20 protein-coding genes and 1 pseudogene are annotated in these 23704 nt (G+C 70.2%); 16 read left to right on the top strand and 5 right to left on the bottom strand.

What is annotated here, in order from left to right:
• Positions 1-75 precede the first annotated feature (75 nt).
• Both POF73_RS17195 and POF73_RS17190 read left to right on the top strand, forming a co-directional pair.
• Positions 76-870, top strand: a complete 795-nt coding sequence (locus POF73_RS17195; RefSeq protein ID WP_272116084.1) for a DUF4142 domain-containing protein — start codon at positions 76-78, stop codon at positions 868-870.
• Between the two features lie 151 nt (positions 871-1021).
• On the top strand, positions 1022-2641 hold the full coding sequence (locus POF73_RS17190; protein WP_272116082.1) for an alpha/beta hydrolase: 1620 nt from the start codon (positions 1022-1024) through the stop codon (positions 2639-2641).
• Between the two features lie 89 nt (positions 2642-2730).
• Here POF73_RS17190 and hemQ read toward each other — a convergent pair whose 3' ends face one another.
• Positions 2731-3462, bottom strand: coding sequence for a hydrogen peroxide-dependent heme synthase (gene hemQ / locus POF73_RS17185; RefSeq protein ID WP_272116079.1), 732 nt, complete (start codon positions 3460-3462; stop codon positions 2731-2733).
• Between the two features lie 5 nt (positions 3463-3467).
• Positions 3468-4928, bottom strand: a complete 1461-nt coding sequence (gene hemG, locus POF73_RS17180; protein ID WP_272116077.1) for a protoporphyrinogen oxidase — start codon at positions 4926-4928, stop codon at positions 3468-3470.
• A 160-nt stretch (positions 4929-5088) separates the two neighbouring features.
• Here hemG and POF73_RS17175 point away from each other — a divergent pair, with 160 nt between their 5' ends.
• Both POF73_RS17175 and POF73_RS17170 read left to right on the top strand, forming a co-directional pair.
• On the top strand, positions 5089-6126 hold the full coding sequence (locus POF73_RS17175) for a DUF4349 domain-containing protein (RefSeq protein WP_272116075.1): 1038 nt from the start codon (positions 5089-5091) through the stop codon (positions 6124-6126).
• A gap of 27 nt (positions 6127-6153) precedes the next feature.
• Positions 6154-7581 carry an FAD-dependent oxidoreductase gene (locus POF73_RS17170; protein ID WP_272116073.1) on the top strand — a complete coding sequence of 476 codons (1428 nt, stop codon included), beginning with the start codon at positions 6154-6156 and terminating at the stop codon, positions 7579-7581.
• 95 nt (positions 7582-7676) lie between these two features.
• Here POF73_RS17170 and POF73_RS17165 read toward each other — a convergent pair whose 3' ends face one another.
• The gene (locus POF73_RS17165; RefSeq protein WP_272116071.1) at positions 7677-8009 is read right to left on the bottom strand and encodes a hypothetical protein; all 333 of its coding nucleotides are present in this window, start codon (positions 8007-8009) and stop codon (positions 7677-7679) included.
• A 959-nt stretch (positions 8010-8968) separates the two neighbouring features.
• Here POF73_RS17165 and lanKC point away from each other — a divergent pair.
• Both lanKC and POF73_RS17155 read left to right on the top strand, forming a co-directional pair.
• Positions 8969-11044, top strand: coding sequence for a class III lanthionine synthetase LanKC (gene lanKC / locus POF73_RS17160; RefSeq protein WP_272116126.1), 2076 nt, complete (start codon positions 8969-8971; stop codon positions 11042-11044).
• 70 nt (positions 11045-11114) lie between these two features.
• Positions 11115-11210 (top strand): class III lanthipeptide, encoded by a 96-nt coding sequence (locus tag POF73_RS17155; protein ID WP_272116070.1) that lies wholly within the window; start codon positions 11115-11117, stop codon positions 11208-11210.
• Positions 11211-11359: 149 nt separating this feature from the next.
• Here the strand turns inward: POF73_RS17155 and hemE are convergent, their stop codons facing one another.
• Positions 11360-12427, bottom strand: a complete 1068-nt coding sequence (gene hemE, locus POF73_RS17150; RefSeq protein WP_272116068.1) for a uroporphyrinogen decarboxylase — start codon at positions 12425-12427, stop codon at positions 11360-11362.
• A 104-nt stretch (positions 12428-12531) separates the two neighbouring features.
• Between hemE and POF73_RS17145 the strand changes: the two genes are divergently transcribed.
• The 8 genes from POF73_RS17145 (at position 12532) to POF73_RS17110 (ending at position 19471) form a co-directional block, all read left to right on the top strand.
• Positions 12532-13209 carry a DUF3000 domain-containing protein gene (locus POF73_RS17145; protein ID WP_272116066.1) on the top strand — a complete coding sequence of 226 codons (678 nt, stop codon included), beginning with the start codon at positions 12532-12534 and terminating at the stop codon, positions 13207-13209.
• A 228-nt stretch (positions 13210-13437) separates the two neighbouring features.
• Positions 13438-14100, top strand: a complete 663-nt coding sequence (locus POF73_RS17140) for a response regulator transcription factor (protein WP_003997051.1) — start codon at positions 13438-13440, stop codon at positions 14098-14100.
• A 341-nt stretch (positions 14101-14441) separates the two neighbouring features.
• On the top strand, positions 14442-14762 hold the full coding sequence (locus POF73_RS17135) for a DUF4333 domain-containing protein (RefSeq protein ID WP_272116059.1): 321 nt from the start codon (positions 14442-14444) through the stop codon (positions 14760-14762).
• A gap of 128 nt (positions 14763-14890) precedes the next feature.
• On the top strand, positions 14891-15598 hold the full coding sequence (locus tag POF73_RS17130; protein ID WP_272116057.1) for a hypothetical protein: 708 nt from the start codon (positions 14891-14893) through the stop codon (positions 15596-15598).
• A 173-nt stretch (positions 15599-15771) separates the two neighbouring features.
• The gene (locus POF73_RS17125; RefSeq protein ID WP_272116054.1) at positions 15772-16083 is read left to right on the top strand and encodes a WXG100 family type VII secretion target; all 312 of its coding nucleotides are present in this window, start codon (positions 15772-15774) and stop codon (positions 16081-16083) included.
• A gap of 10 nt (positions 16084-16093) precedes the next feature.
• The gene (locus tag POF73_RS17120; RefSeq protein ID WP_272116052.1) at positions 16094-17299 is read left to right on the top strand and encodes a putative T7SS-secreted protein; all 1206 of its coding nucleotides are present in this window, start codon (positions 16094-16096) and stop codon (positions 17297-17299) included.
• A gap of 99 nt (positions 17300-17398) precedes the next feature.
• Complete coding sequence (locus POF73_RS17115) at positions 17399-17920, top strand: hypothetical protein (protein ID WP_272116050.1); 522 nt, start codon at positions 17399-17401, stop codon at positions 17918-17920.
• A gap of 270 nt (positions 17921-18190) precedes the next feature.
• Positions 18191-19471, top strand: coding sequence for a ribonuclease D (locus POF73_RS17110; RefSeq protein WP_272116048.1), 1281 nt, complete (start codon positions 18191-18193; stop codon positions 19469-19471).
• 23 nt (positions 19472-19494) lie between these two features.
• Here POF73_RS17110 and POF73_RS17105 read toward each other — a convergent pair.
• Positions 19495-20160: pseudogene (locus POF73_RS17105) on the bottom strand (carbohydrate ABC transporter permease); the annotation flags it as partial.
• 145 nt (positions 20161-20305) lie between these two features.
• Here POF73_RS17105 and POF73_RS17100 point away from each other — a divergent pair.
• Positions 20306-21532 carry a thiolase family protein gene (locus POF73_RS17100; RefSeq protein ID WP_272116044.1) on the top strand — a complete coding sequence of 409 codons (1227 nt, stop codon included), beginning with the start codon at positions 20306-20308 and terminating at the stop codon, positions 21530-21532.
• Entirely contained in the window at positions 21529-23655 is a 2127-nt protein-coding gene (locus tag POF73_RS17095; protein ID WP_272116042.1) for a 3-hydroxyacyl-CoA dehydrogenase NAD-binding domain-containing protein, read from the top strand. The genes POF73_RS17100 and POF73_RS17095 overlap by 4 nt, the downstream gene beginning before the upstream one ends.
• Positions 23656-23704 lie beyond the last annotated feature (49 nt).

The following is a 23704-nucleotide window of genomic DNA, read 5'->3' as shown; positions in this document are numbered from 1 at the left end:
CCGGCGTACCCCGAAGTAATATGCCAACCCAACCCCCGAAGCGCACTAACGTGCGGTGCCGCAACAGGAGGCACCATGCGACCGCGACCACCCATCAACGGCCGAGGCATCTTCAGCGGCACCGGGCTCATCATCACGGGCCTGACGGCGACGCTGTTGGCGATGATCTTCCCGATCTGGTCGTACGCCGACCGGTCCGGGACCGGTCTGGACGCGCTCAACGCCGAGACCGTCTCCACCGGGTACGGGCCGCTGTCCGGACTGGACCGCGAGTTCATCACCAAGGTCCGGCTGGCCGGCCTGTGGGAGCTGCCCGCCGGTGAGCAGGCGCAGCAGAAGGGCACCACCGAAGCCGTACGGACCGCGGGGCGCCACCTCGTCCAGGGGCACACGTTCCTCGACGAGCGGGTGCGCGACGTCGCCGCCAAGCTCAGCCTCGCGTTGCCCAACGAGCCCTCCGAGCAGCAGCAGGGATGGCTGGCGACCCTGGACTCGGCCCAGGGCGCGGAGTACGACCGGCAGTTCGCCAACATCCTGCGACTGGCGCACGGCAAGGTGTTCTCGGTCGTCGCCCAGGTGCGGGCAAGCACCCGCAACTCCCTCGTCCGCAAGCTCGCCGACGACGCCAACACCACGGTGCTGGACCACATCACGGTCCTGGAGGCCACCGGGTACGTCGACTACGACGCCATGGCCCGCGACATGGTCGCCGACAGCACCCCTCCGCTCACCCCGCCCCCCACGCCACCCGGCCCGACCGCCGACCCCGCTCCGGCCGTCCCGGTGACCCCACCCTCGCCCCCGGCCCCGACCTACACGCTGCCGCCGGCCGCCACCAGCCCCCCGCCCGACAATTCCGGCACATCCTGAAGAGACACGTCCTCGCGCCGAGGCGGTCGCACCGTTGGCGCCGGTGACGCATCGGGGGCAATGACGCCGACACCGGCGGCTGGTGCTTGCCTTCATCAACAGACGAACCAAATATCCCTTTTGTCGCTGCCGTGCACTGAAGGGATACGTGATGAGAGCTCCCGCCCTCTACTCGGTCGCCGGGGCTCTGCTCCTGACCACCCTCTCCGCCGCCCCGGCCGGCAGCACCGATGCCGTCGCCGCCCCTCGGGCGGACGAGCAGCAGGGCGCCGCGGTGGCCGCCGCGCGCGCCGAGGCGGCCGGTATCACCTTCGGCAACTGCCCCAAGAAGCTGGACCTGCCGGCCACCGTGAAGTGCGGCAAGGTCTCCGTCCCGCTCGACTACGCCCACCCCGAGGGCAAGCAGATCCGGCTCACCGTCAGCAGGATGCCGGCCACGCACAAGGACCCGCAGAACAGCAAGCGCCGGGTGCCGACGAAGGGCGCCCTGGTCTACAACCCGGGCGGGCCCGGCTCCTCCAGCCTGCACTTCCCGCTGATCGGTGTCCTGCCCGCATGGAAGCGGCTGGCCGGGGCGTACGACCTCGTCGGCTACGCCCCGCGCGGTGTGGGGCCGTCCGCGCCGGTGTCCTGCCAGGACCCCAAGCAGTTCTTCAAGGGGCCCGTGGACGCGCCGACGCACCCCACCGAGTCGTACAAGCGCGAGCGCATCGTCCGGGCGAAGGCCTACGCACGCGGCTGCGCCCGGCGCACCGGCAGTGCGCTGCGGCACTACAACTCCCTCAACAACGCCCGTGACCTGGACGTCCTGCGCGCCGCGCTGGGCCAGCGGAAGCTGACGTTCATGGGCGCGTCGTACGGCACCTACTTCGGCGCGCTGTACGCCACCCTCTTCCCCTCCCATGTGCGGCGGATGGTGTTCGACTCGGCGGTGAACCCGGACCCGGCCCAGATCTGGTACCGCAGCAACCTCACCCAGTCGGCCGCGTTCGAGGGACGGTGGGCGGACTTCCGGGAGTGGGTGGCCAAGCACGACCGGGTGTACGGCCTCGGTGACACGGCCGAGGAGGTGCTGCGCAGCTACGACAAGGTGCGGGAGCGGCTGGCCGGGAAGCCGGCGGGCGGGAGGGTCGGGCCCGGGCAGTTGCAGGAGGCGTTTCTGCAGGCCGGGTACTACGACGACTACTGGCCCGCGCGGGCGCAGGCGCTGTCGGCGTATCTGAAGGGCGATGTGAAGCCGCTGGTCGAGCTGGCCTCGCCGGTGACGGAGGCCGCGGCCGAGGACGAGAACTCAAGCGCGGTCTACACGGCCGTGGAGTGCAACGACGCGCCCTGGCCGACGGACTGGGCGGTCTGGGACCGGGACAACACCCAGCTCGCGCGGGTGGCGCCGTTCGAGACCTGGGACAACGTGTGGATGAACCTGCCGTGCGCCTACTGGCAGGCGCCCCGGCAGGAGCCCCTCGATGTGCGGACCGGGCCGGGTGAGGTGCCGCCGATCCTGATCCTGGCCGCCGAGCGGGACGCCGCCACGCCGTACGCGGGGGCGCTGGAGATGCAGCGGCGGCTGTCGGGGTCGGTCCTGGTGACCGAGCGGGACGCGGGCACGCACGGCATCGCGTACGGCCCGAACGCCTGCGTCAACGGTCATGTCGACGCCTATCTGCTGGAGGGCCGCCTCCCGGCACGGCAGGCGGAGTGCGCGGGGCACCCCGAGCCGAAGCCGAGCGCTCCGCGCAAGCGCGGTCATGAGGCCGCGGCCCGTCCCTAGCCGATCGCGCCCACGCGGCGGAGCCGCACATTGACGCAGCCCCGCGCCCCCTTACGGGGTGCGGGGCTGCGTGACTTCGAAGAACCCTCCTAGGCGAGGCCCTCGACCAGCTCGGCCACGCTCTTACGACGCCCCGTGAAGAACGGCACCTCCTCGCGGACGTGCATCCGGGCCTCGGAAGCCCGCAGATGGCGCATGAGGTCGACGATGCGGTACAGCTCGTCGGCCTCGAACGCCAGGAGCCACTCGTAGTCGCCCAGCGAGAACGAGGCGACCGTGTTGGCGCGGACGTCCGGGAAGCCGCGGGCCATCTTGCCGTGGTCGGCGAGCATGCGGCGACGGTCCTCGTCGGGCAGCAGGTACCAGTCGTAGGAGCGCACGAAGGGGTAGACGCTGACGTAGTTGCGCGGCGTCTCGTCGGCGAGGAACGCCGGGATGTGCGAGCGGTTGAACTCGGCGGGGCGGTGCAGCGCCATGTTCGACCAGACCGGCGTGAGCGCGCGGCCCAGCCTGGTGCGGCGGAAGAGGTTGTACGCCTCCTGCAGCTGGTCGCTGGTCTCGGCGTGCCACCAGATCATGACGTCGGCGTCGGCGCGCAGCCCGGACACGTCGTACGTGCCGCGGATCTTCACGTCCTTGGCGGCGAGCTGGTCGAACAGCTCCTGGACCTCGTCGGCGAAGCCCGCGCGGTCCTCGGGGAGCACGTCCTTCAGCTTGAAGACGGACCAGAGGGTGTAGCGGATGACATCGTTGAGGTCCTTGGCCAGCTTGCCCTTGTTCGGGATCCTGCCGGACTCGGTGGTGGAGGCGTCGTCACTCATGTCCCCTATTCTCCCGCTCCGCCGTGCAGACTCTGCACCGGGTGGGCGGTGAGCTCCTGCACAGCGCTCAGGTCACCGTGGATCTGGTCCACCGCGGCGTAGGCGCTCGCGATACAGGCCGGGATGCCCACGCCGTCGTACTGCGCGCCGCACACCGCGAGGCCGGGCAGCTTGGCGACGTGCTCACGGACGCGGGCCACGCGCGCGTGGTGGCCGACCGGGTACTGGGGCAGGCCGTCGGTCCAGCGGGTGACGCGGGTTTCCAGGGGGGTGGCGTCGAGGCCGGTCGCCGCCTTGAGGTCCCGGCGGGAGACGTCCACGAGGTGGTCGTCGTCGCGCCGCAGGATCTCCGTCTCGCCGTACCGCCCGACGGAGGTGCGCAGCACCACCACGTCCGGGTTCTCGTCGGCGATCCAGCCCCACTTCTGCGAGGCGAACGTCGACGCCTTGATGGTGTGCCCGTCGACCGGCGGCACCAGGAAGCCGCTGCCCGGGGGGAGGTCGGTGTCGGCGCGGCGGTAGGCGAGGGTGACCAGGGCCATGGAGGCGTACTCGATGCCGGCCAGCTCGGCGGCGGCCTCGGGGGCCTCGGCGCGCAGCAGGCCGGCGGCGGCCGGGGCGGGTACGGCGACCACGACCGCCTCGGCGTGCAGCACCCGGTCGCCGGCGACGACGCGCCATCCGGTCGGCGCCTCGCGGCGCAGCTCGGTCACCGGCGCGCCGGTCACGATCTCGCCGCCCCTCGCGCGCACCGACTCCGCGACCGTGAGGGGAAGCCGGCCGACGCCGCCCTCGATGCCCATGAACACCGGCCCGGTCTGCTGGTTGGCGGCGGCCCTGGCCTGGATCTCGCGGACGGCCTCGGTGAGGGAGTCGTGGGTCAGCGCGGCCTGGTAGAGCTGCGGGACCGCCGAGCGCATCGAGATGCGGTACGCGTCGCCCGCGTAGACACCGCCGAGCAGGGGCTCGACCAGACGGTCGACGACCTCCCGGCCGAGGCGGGCCGCCACGTACTCACCGACCGCCACGTCGTCCCCGACCTCGGTGCGGGGAAGGTCGGCGTCGCGCTCGATGCGGGCCAGGCCGTCCTCGGACAGCACTCCGGCGAGGGCGGACGCGGTGCCGGGGACGCCCATCACATGCCCCTTGGGCATCGGGCGCAGGGCGCCGCGAGTCCAGATCGAGGCGGTCGCGGTGGCGGGCGGCTGGAGCCGGCCGGCGAGGCCCACCTCGCGGGCGAGGGCGACGGCCTCGGGCCGGCGGGCCAGCATCGACTCGGCGCCGAAGTCCACGCGCACATCGGCGATCCGGCCGGGCAGCAGCTTGCCGCCGAGCCGGTCCGACGCCTCCAGCACGGTCACCCGCCGGCCCGTGTCCAGCAGGCGATGCGCCGCGGCGAGCCCCGCGATACCGCCCCCGATGACGACGACCTGGCCCGTTTCCGTACGAGTCTGTGCTTCGCGCATGGCCACACCCTCTCAGACCCCACTGACAATCTTCCGGGCACCGGTGTCCTCCACGAGTCCCGACCGTGACCGCATCGGGACCGTTTCCCGCCAACGTTCCGCCGCGCCCCCGCGTCGAAGAAGCGTCAGTCGTCACGACGACCCTCGGGGGTACGCCCAGATGCGCGCACAACGATCCGCACGATCCGCACGACCAGTTCAGGCCCTGGCCGGCCTTGTGCTGGCCGCCGCCCTGACGCTCACCGGCTGCAGCGCCTCCGACGACTCGGGGGGCTCCAGCAAGGCCGCCGGGGACGCGGCCGCCGATGCGGCGCAGCCGCAGGCGAGTGCGCGGGAGGGCGCCCCGGACAGCGGCTCCGGCGCCGGCCGGGCCTCCTCGGCGCCCAAGGTGAGCGCGAGCCACATCATCCGTACGGCCTCGCTGACGGTGCGGGTCAAGGACGTGCCGAAGGCCCTGGACGAGGCCCGCGCCACCACCGAGAACGCGGGCGGCTACGTCGGCAACGAGACCACGACCCGCGACGACGAGGGCCATGAGCGCACCCGCGTCGTCCTGCGGGTCCCCGTCGACCGGTACACCGAGGTCCTCACGGAACTGGAGGGCGCGGGCAGGCTGATCGAGCGCAGTGCCAAGGCGCAGGACGTCACCGACCAGGTCGTCGACGTGGAGAGCCGGATCAAGTCGCAGCGCGCCAGCGTGGCCCGGATCCGGGAGCTGATGGACCGGGCGACCAAGCTCAGCGACGTGGTCACGCTGGAGGGCGAGCTGAGCACCCGCCAGGCCGACCTGGAGGCGCTGCTGGCCCAGCAGACGTCCCTGAAGGACCGCACCAGCCTGGCCACCATCACCCTCTCCCTCTCCGAGACGCCGGTGAAGAAGGCCGCGAAGGACGACGATCCCGGCTTCCTGGACGCGCTCGCGGGCGGCTGGAACGCGTTCGTGACGATGCTGCGCTGGCTGGCGGTGACGTTCGGCGCCGTGCTGCCCTTCGCCGCGGTGGCGGCGCTGATCGTGCTGCTGTGGCTGAAGGTCCTGCGCCCCCGGCTGCCGCGCCGCCCGGCCGCGGCGCCCGCGACGACGGCACTGGGCCCGCTGCCGACGGCCCACCCGGCGCCGCGGCCCACGCGCGCGGGTGACGGGAACGTCGGCGGACAGGGCGGTGCGCAGGGTGACGGGCAGGGTGGCGGGCAGGACTGAAATGCCGGGCGCTCGTAGCGTGTTCGCATGAGCATGAGTGGTGCGAGTACCGCGACGGGTGTGCCGGGTGTGCCGAATACGCGAGAGCGACTGATCGTGATCGGGGGCGACGCCGCGGGAATGTCCGCGGCGTCGCAGGCGCGGCGCCTGAAGAGCGCCGACGAACTGGAGATCGTGGCGTTCGAACGCGGTCACTTCACCTCCTTCTCGGCCTGTGGCATCCCGTACTGGGTGGGCGGTGACGTCCTCGAACGCGACCGGCTGATCGCCCGGACGGCGCAGGAGCACCGCGCGCGGGACATCGACCTGCGCATGCGCACGGAGGTCACGGAGATCGACGTGGCCGGGGGGCGGGTACGCGCGCGTGACGTCGATTCCGGCGCCGAGTCCTGGACGTCGTACGACAAGCTCGTGATCGCGACCGGGGCCCGCCCGATCCGCCCGGACATGCCGGCTGCCGACGCCCCCGGCGTCCACGGCGTGCAGACCCTGGACGACGGCCAGGCCCTGATCGACACGCTGGCACGCACGCGTGGCCGCCGCGCGGTCGTGGTGGGCGCCGGTTACATCGGCGTGGAGATGGCGGAGGCGCTGATCAACCGCGGCTACGAGGTGACGGTCGTCAATCGTGGCAGCGAGCCCATGTCCACGCTCGACGCGGGCATGGGCCGTCTGGTGCACGAGGCCATGGAGGGCCTGGGCATCACGATGGTCAACGACGCCGAGGTCACCAAGATCCTCACCGGCGAGGACGGTCACGTCCGCGCGGTGGCCACGGAGGACACCGAATACCCGGCGGACGTGGTGGTCCTGGGCATCGGAGTCCACCCGGAAACCGAGCTCGCGCGAGCGGCCGGCCTCCCCCTCGGCGACCACGGCGGCCTGCTGACCGACCTGGCCATGCGCGTACGCGGCCACGAGAACATCTGGGCGGGCGGCGACTGCGTGGAGGTCCTCGACCTGGTCTCCGGCCGCGAACGCCACATCCCCCTCGGCACCCACGCCAACAAACACGGCCAGGTCATCGGCACGAACGCGGCCGGCGGTTACGCCACCTTCCCCGGCGTGGTCGGCACGGCCGTCAGCAAGGTCTGCGACCTGGAGATCGCCCGCACGGGCCTGCGCGAGAAGGACGCGCGCAGGGCGGGCCTGCAGTACGTGACGGCGACGATCGAGTCCACGAGCCGCGCGGGCTACTACCCGGGCGCCGCGATGATGACGGTCAAACTCCTCGCGGAACGCCGCACCGGCCGACTCCTGGGCGCACAGATCGTCGGCAAGGAGGGCGCGGGCAAACGCGTGGACATCGCGGCGGTGGCACTGACGGCCGGGATGACGGTGGAACAGATGGTGTCCCTGGACCTGGGCTACGCGCCTCCGTTCTCTCCGGTGTGGGACCCGGTACTGGTGGCAGCCAGGAAGGCGGCGAAGGCGGTGAACGCCGGAACCTCATGAACAGTACGGCGCGGCCGACGCCCCCAGGGGCGCGGGGAACTGCGCGACGGGCCACAACGGGCCGCAGCCGCCGAACCACCGCGCCCCTACGGCGTTCAGGCAGAACCGTTGATCCTCTCAATGGCCTGCCGAGCCTGCTCAGCCGGCGGCCGAGACGGCAACGACGACACGGACGCGCTCACACTCGGCATTGCGGCGGCAGCCGGCTGCTCCCCCGCCGGCTTCGCGTGCGCGGCGGACCGCGCGGAGCGCAACCGATGACTGACGGCCTCATCAAGCGTCACCGGCCGCTGCATCTGCGCGGCGAGCCGCCCCGCCTCCTGCCCCAGCCGGGCCACGTCTTCCCACGGCAGCCGCACCACCACGGCGAGCTCGGCCTCACCGTCGGGCAACGCATGAATCGCCGGAGGAGTAACTCGGTCGTTCATCGCCTGTTCCTCACGTAGTCCCCGCGACCCGCCTTCCCCGTGCCGCGGGCGGTTGCCGAGACATACGCACGCGGCGCGGGCGACGTTCACCGGTTCGCCACCCGGGTTGGCCGGACCGAGCCCTATTGAATTTACTTCAGCGCTCGGCAAAGTTTACCGAACACCGGGCGAAATACTCTCACAACATGGGTTGTGTGAGTTGATCTGACCCCACTAAAATGATTCCTTGATGTTTCAATGAAGGTTTCATGAAGAGTGGGAACATAGCCGTCGACCAGGGCTTCCCTTCTGAAAATTCCATGAAAACAACACCGAAAGCACGCCCGGGCAACCTAGCCACTGTCCGGATTGCTCCTTAATCCGCCAATCGAGAGGACATTGCATGGACAGGGCTCACGCTTTCTTTGCCACGATAGTCGGAGCGGTATTCCTGACGACCGTCCACGCAGGACCCACGACGGCCTCGACCCCGGCGATTACAGAACTGGCGAGTAGCCCGTCAGTTGCCACCCCCACCCTCCAGGACGAGCTGCCCTGGACGAAGCAGAAAGGCGAGTTCCCCTGGACGGGGATAGGGGCGTAAACACCCCGAAATACCGCTGAAATAACCGCCCACATCCCACCAGATCGGACACAATGCGTATGTCCCAAAAAGGACAACCGACCCAACGAGACACCACTCCGTCTCCGTGCGTGAACCTTTCGGCTCGCTGATCCGCTCGAATGAACCTACGGTCAGGACATGTCACGGTGCGTGATGACCCAAACAGCGAGTCCCCCCTGAAGCCGCTCACCCGCGACCGTGCCTTCGCGGTGATGTCCGAGCCGGACTTCGCGGCTGTGATGGACACCAACCTGACCGGCGCCTACCGCGTGGCCCGTGCCGGCGATGGAGGACTGGGTGATGACACCCGTGACCAGGATCCTCTTTCCTGTGAGCGCCCGAGCAGGGCTGGAAGATCCATGTCTCGGCCGGCCGCGACCAGGCCGACGGCACCCTGACCCCCGACCTGCGCCGCCCGGTGTTCACCGTCCCCGACTGGGCCCCCGTCCCGCCCTTCATCGGGGAACTGCTGGAGCGCCGCAGGACCGGACCGGAATGCCCTTACCGAATCCAGCGCGCCATGCATTTCTCGAACGTCGGCGGAGTCTATCCCGCCGAACGCATATCCGACGGAAAGGCCTGCGTCCTCAAGGAGGCACGACCCGGTGCCGGCCTCGAAATGAAATCCGATGACGCGGTCAATCGGCTGCGCCGGGAGAAGTGGGCGCTGCAGCGCCTGGCCGGCGCGGAGGGTGCCCCGGAATTACTCGACCACTTCACGATGGACAGCCATGAATTCCTGGCGATGGAATACGTGGACTCGTCGAACCTCTGGGTGTGGATGGCCCGCATCCACCCGATGATCGTCTCCGAGAACTCCTCCCCCGCGGACTACGCCGCCTACACCGAGCGCGTGGTGGCCGTCCTCGACCGCATCGAGCGGGTCCTGGCCGGATTCCACGCCCGGGGCGTCGGCTTCGGCGATCTGCACTACGGCAATGTGCTCGTCCGCCCCGACGGCTCGGTCGCCCTGATCGACTACGAGGCGTCCTTCGACGCCGCCGACACCGGGCATCTGCCGGCCGTCGCCACCATGGGCTTCTCGGCCGAGTCCGGCCACCGCGGCCTCGACCTCGACCGCTACTGCCTGGCCTCCCTGAAGGCGGCCCTGTTCCTGCCGTACGAGAAGCTGCGCGCCCTGGACCCCTCGAAGGTCGCCCAGCAACTGGACTTCATAGCCGAACGGTTCCCGCTGCCCGACGGCTGGCTCGACCCGGTGCGCGAGCTGCTGCTGCCCGCCGAGGGCTCCCCCGCAGCACCGCTCCGTCCCGCCCCGCACACCAGGGAGGCGGCCGTGTCGATGGCCTCGGCGATCGCGGCCTCCGCCGACCCGGCCCGCACCGACCGGCTCTTCCCGGGCGACTGCGAGCAGTTCACAACGGGAGGCGCCACCTTCGCCAACGGCGCCGCGGGCGTCCTTTGGACGCTGTCCGCCTGCGGCTTCCCGGTGGCCGACGCCCACCAGGAGTGGCTGCTCGAAGCGGCCGGGGCACCCAGACCCCGCCAGGGCTTCTACAACGGCACCCACGGCGTGGCCAACGTCCTGGACCACCTCGGCCACACCGACGCCGCCAGGAAGCTCATCGACCAGGCCATGGCGCCGTCCCGCGAGGCCCGGGGCATCGGACTGTACGACGGTCTGGCCGGTATCGGCCTCAACTACCTCCACCTGGCGGACCGTTGGCAGACCGTCGCCTTCGACGACGACATCCGCCGGATCGCCGACCTGCTCGGCGAGGCACTGCACGCCAACCGTCCGGTCACCGCCGCGTGGCACGGCGGGACGGCCCGCGCAAGCCAACTGCCGCCCGTCAAGGCCGGTCTGATGCGCGGCTGGTCCGGAGTGGCCCTGTTCTTCCTGCGGCTGTACGAGGTGTGGGGAGAGTCGGCCCACCTCGAACGGTCCGTGGCCGCCCTGCACCGCGACCTCGACCGCTGTGTGACGACGCCCAACGGTTCGTTGCAGGTGGAGGAGGCGGGCGTACGGACCCTGTGCTACCTCGACGTGGACAGCGCCGGTATCGCCCTGGTGGCGGACGAGGCGCTCACCGTGCACGAGGACGCCCGGCTGCGGGAGCAGCTGCCGGCCCTGCTGGCCGCCTGCACACCGGAGTTCGTGGTCATGCCCCAGCTGTTCATGGGCCGCACCGGACTCGTCGCCGCCCTGGAGCGCGCCGGTCGCCGCGATCCGTCCCTGGCCAAGGACCAGGTGGTGGCCCGGCATCTGGAGCGGCTCGGCTGGTACGCGCTGTCCTACGAAGGGCATCTGGCCTTCCCCGGCGACCTGCTGATGAAGCTGTCCATGGACGCCTCCACGGGCACGGCGGGCGTCCTGCTCGCCACCCAGGGAGTGATGGGCGCACAGGGCCGGTTCCTGCCCTTCTTCACCGACCGGCCGTCCCCCGCGGGCGGCCCCACAGACCCCCACTGATCTCTGATCGTGGGTTCGGACACCCCGTGTGTCCGGTGTTCCCCGGTTCACTCATGGAGCGCGAAAGGAGGTGCACATCATGGACCAGATCCTCGACCTGCAGGGCCTGGAGACCGCCGGCGACGAGGCGGAGCTCCCAACCTCCTCGGCCAGCACGGGCTGCTGAATCCCCTCCTGAGGGGACCCCTCACGGGGAAAAGGACCGGGTGTGAGGCGCCACTATCGCCTCACACCCGGTTCCGTCGTTGTGAACCATTATTGAGGCGGACCATGCCCGTAGCCCAGCCCCTTGCGCGCTTCGGCGTCAGCCGGCCCTCAGCGCGCGGTCTGCGTGTGGACGTACTCGACGAGCCGGGTCAGCGCGTCCGGGTCCGTGGACGGCATGACCCCGTGGCCCAGGTTGAAGACATGCCCCTCAAGGCCGGCCGCGGCATCGAGCACCTCGCGGGCCTTGACCTCGACCGCCTCCTGCGTGGTGAACAGGATGGTCGGGTCGAGGTTGCCCTGGAGCGCCTTGCCGGGACCGACCCGGCGGGCGGCCTCGTCGAGCGGCACACGCCAGTCGACGCCGACGACGTCCGCGCCGGCCTCGCCCATCGGCTTCAGCAGCTCACCGGTGCCGACACCGAAGTGGATGCGCGGCACGCCGTACCCGGCAACGGCGTCGAAGACCTTCGCGGAGGCGGGCATCACCGAACGCCGGTAGTCGGCGGGGGCGAGGGAGCCGACCCAGGAGTCGAAGAGCTGCACCGCGGAGGCGCCGGCCTCGATCTGCACCTTCAGGAAGGCGGCCGTGATGTCCGCGAGACGGTCGAGCAGGTCGGCCCAGAGCTCCGGGTCGCCGTACATCATCGCCTTGGCGTTCTCGTACGTGCGCGACGGACCGCCCTCGACGAGGTAGCTCGCGAGGGTGAAAGGTGCCCCGGCGAAGCCGATGAGCGGGGTCGAGCCGAGCTCGCCGGTGAGCAGACCGATGGCCTCGGTGACGTACGAGACGTCCTCGGGGGTCAGATCACGCAGCCGGGCCAGGTCGGCGCGGGTGCGGATGGGCTGCTCGACGACCGGGCCGACACCGGGCTTGATGTCGAGGTCGATGCCGATGGCCTTGAGCGGGACGACGATGTCGCTGAAGTAGATCGCCGCGTCCACGTTGTGCCGACGCACGGGCTGCAGGGTGATCTCGGTGACCAGCTCGGGCCGCATGCAGGATTCCAGCATCGGGATGCCCTCGCGCACCTTGCGGTACTCCGGCAGCGAGCGCCCGGCCTGACGCATGAACCACACCGGGGTGTGCGGCACGGGTTCGCGCCTGCACGCCTTGAGGAAGGCGGAATCCTTGACTGCGTCGGGCGTGGCCGAAGGCGGCGTCTGGTTGGCACTCACGGGGCCAAGTCTCGCACGGCGGCGAAAGCCCCGGCGCCGGGGTTGCCGTGTTGTCCGGGTGTCTCTCCCTGCACGAAGCCCCCGTTCCCCTTAATCTTCCCGGCATGGCTGCGGCTCAGGGAAGACTGTCGGACGGCACCGGGGGAATGGATGAGGCAAGGGACGGCGGGGAGGCGGACCGGCATTCACGCAGTACGGCACCACCGGCTTTCCGCGCCGCGGTAGAGGCTCTGCGCAGCAGCCGCCTGCGGCCGCAGATCGAGGTCGAGCAGACCAAGGCACCCCAGCGACTGGCCCCCTACGCGTACGCGCTGGAGGCCACCGTCGTCGACGGCGACCAGGATCTGGCCGACGGCCGTCTGGTGCTGCTGCACGACCCGGAGGGACACGACGCCTGGCGGGGCACCTTCCGTCTGGTGACGCTCGTGCGGGCGGAACTGGAGCCGGAGATGGCCGCCGATCCGCTGCTGCCCGACGTGTGCTGGTCCTGGCTGACCGGTGCGCTCCAGGCGCGCGGACTGTCGTACGGCGAACCGAGCGGCACCGTCACACGGGCGAGCTCCCACTACTTCGGGGGCCTGTCCGAACGTCCGGCGGCCTCGCAGATCGAGATCCGCGCCTCCTGGACCCCGCGCGAGGGCCTGGGCGGCGTGCCGGACACGGCGGCCCACCTGACGTCCTGGTGCGATCTGCTCGCCCAGGTCGCGGGCCTGCCGCCGGCGGGGCCGGGCGACGCTTCGGTGGTGACACTGCCGCAGCGCCGTGACCCGCAGGCCCGCTGACCACCGGCGACACGACACCACGGACTTGACCGTCACTTTGTCGATACGGCCACTTTCGGTCAGGAAATAGTCCTTGATCGAACCGATTCACTCACCGAACGATCGACCACGTGTCTGAATTGCCCCGATTGTTACTCACTAAATCGTGATCTTTCCCTAAAGGGCCACGGGTTTGGTGCCGAAGACGACTGTGACCTTGAAAGCCGTCCCCGCACCCCAGGAGGCCTGGTGTCCGTTCTCCTTGAGCAGCCCGCAAGCCTGGTCGCCTACCGCCCGAACAAGCCGACCGCCATGGTGGTCGTGGCCGATCCCCGCGTCCGCTCCACCGTCACCCGCCATCTCTGGGCGCTCGGTGTGCGCGACGTCATCGAGGCCTCGTCCATCGCGGAGGCTCGTCCCCGCATCGGCAACCCCCGCGATATCTGCGTGGCCGACGTCCACCTGCCCGACGGTTCCGGCCTCACGCTCCTGTCTGAGACCCGGGCCGCGGGCTGGCCCAACGGCCTCGCCCTGTCCGCCGCCGACGACATCGGCGCCGTACGCAACGCCCTCGCGGGCGGTGTGAAGGGCTACGTCGTCACCGGCACCCGCACCAACGTCGGGCTCCCCACCCGGCCAGGTGCCGCCCCCATCGGCGCCGCCGCCGCCCGTATGCACCGTCGCCACCCGGGTGCCCCGAGCCACCCGGGCGGCTACCGCGAGCTCTCCGGTCGTGAGGTCGAGGTGCTGCGGCTGGTGGCGGAGGGCCAGTCGAACAAGGCGATCGGCGTCTCGATGGGCCTGTCCGCCCTGACCGTCAAGAGCCACCTCGCCCGCATCGCCCGCAAGCTCGGCACCGGTGACCGCGCCGGCATGGTCGCCGTGGCCCTGCGGACGGGCATCATCCACTGATACCTGCTACCTACTGAACCCTTGATCGTGCCCTGACGTGAACGGGATCGGCCGCTGATCCCCCTCCACGTCCCTACCTGTCGTGAACCGGGCCCTTCACTCACCCGACCGGTTCACGCCCCTCAAGCGCCCGCCGACGGAACGTTCCGTCGGCGGGCGCTGTCCATGTGGCGGGCGCTGTCCATGCGACGGCCTGACCCGCGCAAGTGAAGATCACTCGCGGGCCGGAGCGGGAGGCTGTGAAGACCGGCGGGGCGGGCGGCCCGGACTGATAGGCATGCGCACCGACGAGCGCCGCCTTCCGGCCCTCGTGATCCTCTCGCCCCGAAACGGAGCCCGCCATGCCCAAGTCCCCCTCCTCCTTGGCCTCTTGGAGCCTCGCCGCCGCAGCCGCCGCCGCGCTGCTGGTGGGTTGCTCGTCGGAGGCCAAGCTGGCCAAGGACGAGGTGGCGAACTCGGTGGCCGAGAAGCTCGCCGCGCAGACGGGTCAGCCCAAGCCGGACGTCACCTGCCCCGAGGACCTCGTCGGCAAGGTCGGCACCTCGTTGCGCTGCAAGCTCACCGCGACCGACGGCACCAGCTTCGGTGTGACCGTCAAGGTCAACTCCGTCGAGAACAGCACGATCCGCTACGACATCAAGGTCGACGAGACCGCCTCCTGAGCCGGACCGGGCCGCGCCCGCTGGGCCGTCCCGGCGGGCGCGGGGGAAATGTGTGACCGCGAGGTGCGGATTGTGATGGAGCGCCGGGGGGTCGGGCCCGCGGAGGGGCCTCCGGGGATGCTGGCACCATGAGTGGAATCGAAGCAGTCCTGTTCCTGCTGGCGTGTGGCGGCGTCGTGGCTCTCGTCGTGTGGGACCGCCGGGGCAAGGCCCGCAAGAAGCGCCGGTCCGAAGAGGCGTACGCGCAGCTGCGGTCGTTCGCCGAGAGCCGCGGGTGGACTTACGAGGAGGGCGTGCCGAGCCTCGTCGACGCGTATCAGGGGGCCGAGCCACTCCCGGTCAAGGCCAGCGGCGTCATGGGGGACAACGTCGTCAGCGGCACTTACCGCGGATTCGGCTTCCGCGCCTTCGAGTACCGCTACTACAACAGCGACATCGACTCCGAGTCGACGCAGGTCATCGTCCACTCCATCTGGGCCCTGAACCTGGGCGTGGAGGTTCCGGACCTGCGCGTCTACCGCGACGGCTGGTTCGACACCCTCTTGCGGGGACGGGCCATGGAGCTGGGAATCCCGGGGCTCGACAAGGACTTCCACATCGTCTCCCGCGACGAGGAGCGTGCCCGGCCGGTACTGCTCGGCGGTCTGGCGGAGTTCCTCACGTCCGACCCTCGCGCCTTGGAGATGCCGCTCCGCCTCCACGACGGTCAGCTGATCACCTCGCGGGCGCGGACCAAGCTGAGCGGTGAGACGTTCGACGAACCCCTTGAGTATCTCGTCGACGCCGCGGGCCACCTGGGATCCCTGTCACCTGCCCGGCCTCCGCAGGCGCCGTAGGACAGCCGCCCAGAGGCGCACGATGCGGTCGCGCTATGAAGCTTCCCGGTAGGAATCATGTGAGGCCCAGGGCCGGTGCCGCCGAGTCTTTGCCTTGGGAGACCCTCTTTACGTTCTCAACAATCAGGGCACGGACGCGCGTTCGCGCCCCTTGGACGTAGAGGGGGGAGCGGATGGGCCAGTTCGATGTGGAGCCGTCCGAACTGCGGTCGGCTTCCAAGAAGATCAAGGACTCCGTGGGCAAGAGCGACAAGGTGAAGCTCGACGAACTCGGAAAAGCGAGCGGCGACTTCGGCCACGGCGACGCGGCCAAGGAGTTCGGGCAGCTGATGGCCACCTGGATGCAGGCCATCAAGAGCCCGATGAAGGAGGACGGGGAGAACTCGTCGGCAAAGCTGGACGAGAACGCCGCGTCCTACGAGCGCTCCGAGCGGGAGTCCCAGAACCACTTCACCGGCCCCGCGGTCGCCGGCCCGAGCTACTGACGGGGAAGCAATGGCGGCACAACTCGGGTCCACCCGGGACCCTCGCGAACTGATCCCGGGCAACCCGTCGAAGCTCACGGACGACGCGGACAAGCTCGACGGCCATGCGAAGACCCTCGACGGCATCGGGGACGAGCTCGACTCCGTCCGTATTCCCAGCTGGCACGGCCAGGCCGGCGACGCCTTCTGGGAGGACTTCTCGGGCCAGAAGCAGAAGTGGTACCGCGGCTCGGATTCGCTCAGCGCGGCCGCAGGAGCACTGCGGGACTACGCCAGGGCCCTCACGTGGGCCCAGGGGCAGGCGGAAGAGGCCATCCGGCTGTACGACGGGGGCGACGAGAGCGGCGGCGAGCAACTGCTGGAGTCGGCGCGCGCCCATGTCGAGTCGGAGGGCGACGCGGTGGCCAAGAAGTTCAAGGCGCAGGGCGGCGAGGGCGACAACGCGCCCGACTGGCTCTTCTGGGCCTCCGAAGCGACGCAGGACGACACCGGCGCGACGTCGAAGAAGATTCAGCGCACCGAGCTGGAACGGGCACCCGAGACAAAGCCCGTCGGGGCCTGGGGCGACCACAAGAACATGACGCAGGCGCAGCGGGAAGCGCTGCGCGAGGGCAAGGGCCCGGGCGTGACCGTGGCCGGCCCTTCCGTCTCGGCCGACGCCAAGGTGTGGGGCGCCGAGGCCAGGGGCCGCGGTGAGTTCGCGGGCGGCGAGGTCTCCGGCAAGGCCGGCGTCAATCTCCTCGGCGTCGACGCCTCCGCCGGAGTGGGGCTCGTGGACGGCAACGCCACCGCTCAGGCGTCCGGCAAGGCCTACCTCGCCCAGGCCACGGCCGAAGGCAAGTACGGGGTCGGTGTGTTCGAGGCCTCCGGCAAGGGCGAGGCGTACGTGGGCGCCGAGGCCGGCGTAAAGGGCTCCATCGGCACGGACGGTGTCCACGTGGGCGGCGAGGCCTTCGCCGGTGCCAAGGCCACCGCCGAGGGGCACGCCTCCGTCGCCGGTGTCGGTGTCGGTGGCACGGCGGAGACCTGGGCCGGTGCCGGCGCCGAGGCCCACTTCGACGCCGGCATGAAGGACGGCAAGTTCGTCATCGGCGGGGACGTGGGCGTCGCCCTGGGCGTCGGCGGCAAGCTCGGCGGCCAGATCGAGATCGACCCGGGCAAGGTCACCGACGCGGCCGGCGACGCGGTCGACGCGATCGGGGACTGGTTCGACTGACCTGCCGCGGGGGAGCCCCGCCCAGGGCTCCCCGCCGTCGCCTCTTCCCCCCTCGCTTCCCGTACCGTCGGAACCCGTACCGCAAGGAGTTGATCCACCATGCCGGGCACACTTCCGGTGCCGCTCAACGTCGAGCTCCCGCAGGGCTGGCAGTCCGCGCCCCCGGACGAGGTCGGCGCCCCGCACGCCGCCTTCGTCGCGGTGCACATGGCCTCCCGGGGCCAGGGCTTCATGCCGAACATCACGGTCACCGGCCACACTCTCGAAGGCTCGTCGAGCCTGCACGGCCTCGCCGAGGAGTCGGTGCGGCGGCTGCGCGAGAACGTCGGCGCCGTCGAGATCGTCAAGCGCACCGAGGTGGGCACCTCGCCCGCGCCGGGCCTGATCGACGCCCCCGGGATCGTGCAGAACCTGCGCATCCAGGCCACCGTCAACGGGCAGCCGATGGAGCTCGCGCAGAGCCAGTTCATCCTGGTGCTGGAGAACGAGCAGCGGCGCAGCGAACGCGCCGAGATCGAGATCGCGCTGACCGCGAGGGCGAGCCAGCTCCAGGACGTCCTTGAGGACTTCCAGACCTTCGTCTCCACCCTCCGCCCGGCCACCCCCACCGCGGAGGGCTAGCCGGTTCCCGGTCTTCGCGAAAGCATTCGCAGCTGACAGGGCCGCCGGCGGCGCACCCCCGGCGGTTCGTGGGGGTGGTGGATATCATCTTCGGGGTTGTGATGGGCTGCTTTCGGGGGATTCCGGCGGGCCGGAAGCCATGTCGAAGGCGGAGATGGCCGAGAAGCATCGGTATGGCGCGAGAAAGCGCTAGCCGTGTTTCTGCAGGTCAGGGCCAACGTGTCCAGAAGGCGCAGGTCAGGCGCTCGCGCATACAGATACCCTTGACATGTGACCGACGCCCAAGAGACCGCAGCAGACAGTTCACTGCGAACCACCGGAGGCGCCCCTCCGGACGACGGCGGATCTTCTGTTACGGAGGCGCCGATCCCTTTGCTGGAACCCCGCGAGGGCATTCCGCCCGTGATCGCCGACGAGGCCGCGCTCGCCGAGGTGATCGCCGCCTTCGCCGCGGGCTCGGGCCCCGTCGCCGTCGACGCCGAACGCGCGTCCGGCTACCGCTACGGCCAGCGCGCCTACCTGGTGCAGCTGCGCCGCGCGGGCGCGGGGTCCGCGCTGATCGACCCCGTGGCCTGTCCCGACCTGTCCGGGCTCGGCGCGGCGCTGTCCGGTGTGGAGTGGGTGCTGCACGCCGCCACCCAGGATCTGCCGTGTCTGCGTGAGATAGGCATGGTGCCCACCCGGCTGTTCGACACCGAGCTGGCCGGGCGGCTCGCCGGGTTCCCCCGAGTCGGCCTCGGCGCGATGGTCGAGAGCGTGCTCGGGTTCGTCCTGGAGAAGGGGCACTCGGCCGTCGACTGGTCGACCCGCCCGCTGCCCGAGCCGTGGCTGCGGTACGCGACGCTGGACGTCGAGCTCCTGGTCGATCTGCGTGACGCGCTGGAGAAGGAGCTGGACCGGCAGGGGAAGCTGGAGTGGGCGCTGCAGGAGTTCGACGCGATCGCGTCCGCGCCGCCCGCCGAGCCGCGCAAGGATCCCTGGCGGCGGACGTCCGGGATGCACAAGGTGCGGCGGCGCCGGCAGCTGGGTGTGGTGCGGGAGCTGTGGCAGACCCGGGACCGTATCGCTCAGAAGCGGGACGTGTCGCCGGGGAAGGTGCTGTCCGACGCGGCCATCGTGGAGGCGGCGCTCGCCCTGCCGGGGAACGCGCATGCCCTTGCCGCGCTGAATGGTTTCGGTCATCGGATGGGGCGGCGGCAGCTGGAGCAGTGGCAGGCCGCCGTCGACCGCGCGAAGGCCCTGACCGAGTCGCAGCTGCCGGCGCCCGGGCAGCCCGTCACCGGTCCTCCGCCGCCGCGCGCCTGGGCCGACAAGGATCCGGTCGCTGCGGCTCGGCTGACCGCGGCTCGGACCGCGATCTCGGCGCTGGCCGAGCAGCTCAACATGCCTCAGGAGAACCTGATCACTCCGGATACGGTGCGGCGGGTGTGCTGGGAGCCGCCGAAGGTGGTGAGCGCCGAGTCGGTGGCGGAGGCGCTGGCCGCTCATGGGGCTCGGGGCTGGCAGGTCGAGCAGGTCACGCCGGTTCTGGTGGCCGCGCTGTCCGCCTAGTCGCCGTATGCCCGAAGGGCCTCTCACCTGGTCGCGCCCTTCGTGAAGCCGTTGTAGATGAAGCGCTGCAGGAGCAGGAAGACGATCAAGGTCGGCAGGATCACCAGTACGGCTCCTGCCGAGATCGTTTCCCAGTGGGCGCCGAACGGGCCCTTGAAGCGGAACAGCGACGTCGAGATCACGCCAAGGTCCTCGGACGGCATGTAGAGGAACGGGATGTAGAAGTCGTTGTAGGTGGTGATGCCCTTGACGATCACCACCGTCGCGATCGCCGGTTTCAGCAGAGGCAAGATGATCCGGCGGTAGATCGTGAAGGCGCTCGCGCCGTCCAGGCGGGCCGCCTCGTCCAGGGAGGTCGGGATCGAGCGGACGAACTGCAGGAAGATGTAGATCGAGACGATGTCCGTGCCCATGTAGAGGACGATCGGCGCCCAGAGGCTGTCGAACATGCCGAAGCTGTTGACGATCTGGAAGGTCGCCACCTGGGTCGTGACTCCCGGGACCAGGGCGGCGACCAGGAACAGGGCCACGACCAGCTTCTTGAAGCGGAAGGTGAAGCTGTCGATGGCGTACGCCGTCATCGAGCCGATGAGGACCGTGCCGCCGATGGCGAAGACCAGGATGATCGCCGTGTTGGCGAGGGCCGGGAGCATACGGCCGTCCTGGAACGCCGTCGCGTAGTTGTGGAGATGTACTGACCCCGAGAGGGTCCACGGCACCCCGACGGTGTGACCTTCGCCGCTCCCGCCCCCGGGACTGGGCAGCTACGTTACTCATAAGTAGCATGGCCATGAGCAAGCGCTCAGCGTCCCGCACCTCTGGAGGAGAGCCATCGTGCCTCGTACCGTCAGGGACGTCGTCTTCGTCGACGGCGTCCGCACCCCGTTCGGCAAGGCGGGCCCGAAGGGCATCTACCACGAGACCCGCGCCGACGACCTCGTCGTCAAGGCGATCCGGGAGCTGCTGCGCCGCAACCCGGCTCTGGACCCGAAGCAGATCGACGAGGTCGCCATCGCCGCGACCACGCAGATCGGTGACCAGGGCCTGACCCTCGGTCGTACGGCGGGCATCCTGGCCGGCCTCCCCCAGTCGGTGCCCGGCTACTCCATCGACCGTATGTGCGCCGGCGCCCTGACCGCCGTGACGAGCGTCGCCGGTTCGATCGCGTTCGGTGCCTACGACGCCGTCATCGCCGGTGGTGTCGAGCACATGGGCCGCCACCCGATGGGCGAGGGCGTGGACCCGAACCCGCGGTTCGTGAGCGAGAAGCTGGTCGACGAGTCCGCGCTGTTCATGGGCATGACGGCGGAGAACCTGCACGACCGCTACCCCACCATCACCAAGCAGCGCGCCGACGAGTACGCGGTGCGCTCGCAGGAGAAGGCCGCGAAGGCGTACGCCAACGGCAAGATCCAGCAGGACCTGGTGCCGATCTCCGTACGCCGGACCAACGCCGAGGCGGGCGAGACGGGCTGGGGCCTGGTCACCGCCGACGAGCCGATGCGCCCGGGTACGACGCTTGAGAGCCTGTCCGGTCTGAAGACGCCGTTCCGCGTCCACGGCCGCGTCACGGCCGGTAACGCGGCCGGTCTGAACGACGGTGCGACCGCCTCGATCATCGCGAGCGAGGACTTCGCCCGCGAGAACAACCTGCCGGTCAAGATGCGCCTCGTCTCGTACGCCTTCGCGGGCGTCGAGCCAGAGGTCATGGGCTACGGCCCGATCCCGGCCACCGAGAAGGCCCTCGCCAAGGCCGGTCTGTCGATCGAGGACATCAACCTCTTCGAGATCAACGAGGCCTTCGCCGTCCAGGTGCTCGCCTTCCTGGAGCACTACGGCATCGCCGACGACGACGCGCGCGTCAACCAGTACGGCGGCGCCATCGCGTACGGCCACCCGCTCGCCTCGTCGGGTGTGCGTCTGATGACGCAGCTGGCCCGCCAGTTCGAGGAGCAGCCGGAGGTCCGTTACGGCCTCACCACCATGTGTGTCGGCTTCGGCATGGGCGCCACGGTGATCTGGGAGAACCCGAACCACAAGGACGCCGGAGGCAACAAGTGAGCACCACCGAACTCCTGAAGGGCGCGGCCGAGCTGTTCCCGGACGAGGTCGTGACGTCCGCGCACGTACGTCACCTCGACCTGCCGTCCGGCGCCGGGCGCTTCGCCCTGATCACGCTGGACAACGGCTTCGACCACACCAAGCCGACCACCTTCGGCCCGGCGTCGCTGGCGAACCTGAACGCCGCCATCGACCAGGTCGAGAAGGAGGCCGCGGACGGCGACATCGTCGGCGTCGGCATCACCGGCAAGCCGTTCATCTTCGCCGTCGGCGCCGACCTCAAGGGCGTCGAGCTGCTGAAGGAGCACAAGGACGCGCTGGCCATCGGCAAGGGCGGCCACGAGGTCTTCAAGCGGCTGTCGGGCCTGGCCGTGCCGACCTTCGCCTACTACAACGGTGCCGCGATGGGCGGTGGCGTCGAGGTCGGTCTGCACTGCAAGTACCGCACCGTCTCGAAGGCGCTGCCGGCGTTCTCGCTCCCCGAGGTGTTCCTGGGCCTGGTCCCGGGCTGGGGCGGCTGCACGATCCTGCCGAACCTGATCGGCGCCGACAAGGCCGTCTCGGTGATCATCGAGAACAGCCTCAACCAGAACAAGCAGCTCAAGGGCCAGCAGGTCTTCGACCTCGGCATCGCCGACGCCATCTTCGAGGGCGCCGACTTCCTGGAGCAGTCGCTGATCTGGACCGCCCAGGTGCTGAAGGGCGACGTCGAGGTCGAGCGTCCGGTGATCGACCGCGGTGAGGCCTGGGACCAGGCCGTCGCCAAGGGCCGCTTCATCGCGGACAGCAAGGTGCACGGGGCCGCTCCGGCCGCCTACCGCGCCCTCGACATCATCGCCGCCGCCAAGAACGGCGACCTGCAGCAGGGCTACGACGCCGAGGACAAGGCGCTCGCCGACCTGATCATGGGTGGCGAACTGCGCTCCGGCATCTACGCCTTCAACCTGGTGCAGAAGCGCGGCAAGCGCCCGGCCGGCGCCCCGGACAAGAACCTGGCCCGCCCGGTCACCAAGGTCGGCGTGGTCGGCGCGGGCCTGATGGCCTCGCAGCTGGCGCTGCTCTTCCTGCGCCGCCTGGAGGTCCCGGTCGTCCTCACGGACATCGACCAGGAGCGCGTCGACAAGGGTGTGGGCTACGTCCACGCCGAGATCGAGAAGCTGCTCGGCAAGGGCCGTATCAACCAGGACAAGGCCAACCGTCTGAAGGCCCTGGTCAGCGGTGTGCTGGACAAGGCCGAGGGCTTCGCGGACGCCGACTTCATCATTGAGGCCGTGTTCGAGGAGATCGGCGTCAAGCAGCAGGTGTTCGCGGAGGTCGAGGCGGTCGCCCCGGCGCACGCGATCTTCGCCACCAACACCTCCTCCCTCTCCGTGTCGGAGATGGCGTCGAAGCTGAAGAACCCCGAGCGGGTCGTCGGCTTCCACTTCTTCAACCCGGTCGCGGTCCTGCCGCTGCTTGAGATCGTCCGTGGCGAGAAGACGGACGACGCCTCGCTGGCCACGGCCTTCGCCGTCGCCAAGAAGCTGAAGAAGACCGCGGTCCTCACCAAGGACGCTCCGGCGTTCGTCGTGAACCGCATCCTCACCCGCTTCATGGGCGAGATCCAGAACGTCATCGACGAGGGCACCCCGGTCGAGGTGGCGGAGAAGGCGGTGGAGCCCCTGGGCCTGCCGATGTCTCCCCTCGTCCTCCTTGAGCTGGTCGGTCCCGCGATCGGTCTGCACGTCTCGGAGACCCTCAACCGGGCCTTCCCGGACCGCTTCACGGTCTCGCCGAACCTCGCGGCCGTCGTCAAGGCGGGCAAGCGCGGCTTCTACGTCTACGACTCCGGGAAGCCGGAGCTGGACCCGGAGGTCGCCGCGCTGCTGAAGCAGGGCGACTCGGTCCTCACCGAGGAGCAGGTCCGCGACCGGGTCCTCGACGCGGTGGCGCAGGAGATCGGGCTCATGCTCGACGAGGGCGTCGTCGCCGAGGCCCAGGACATCGACCTGTGCCTGATCACGGGCGCCGGCTGGCCCTTCCACCTGGGCGGCATCACGCCGTACCTGGACCGCGAGGGTGTCTCCGAGCGCGTGAACGGCAAGAAGTTCCTGGCGCCGGGTGTGGCCTCGGTTCCGGCGTAACCGCACTCGTGGCAGGTACTCGTACGCGCGTACCTGTGCACACGCGAAG

The sequence above is a fragment of the Streptomyces sp. HD genome (assembly GCF_028369295.1).
Classification (GTDB): Bacteria; Actinomycetota; Actinomycetes; order Streptomycetales; family Streptomycetaceae; genus Streptomyces.
The sequence above is the reverse complement of the archived record's forward strand: the minus strand, read 5'-3'. Positions and strand labels throughout refer to the sequence as shown.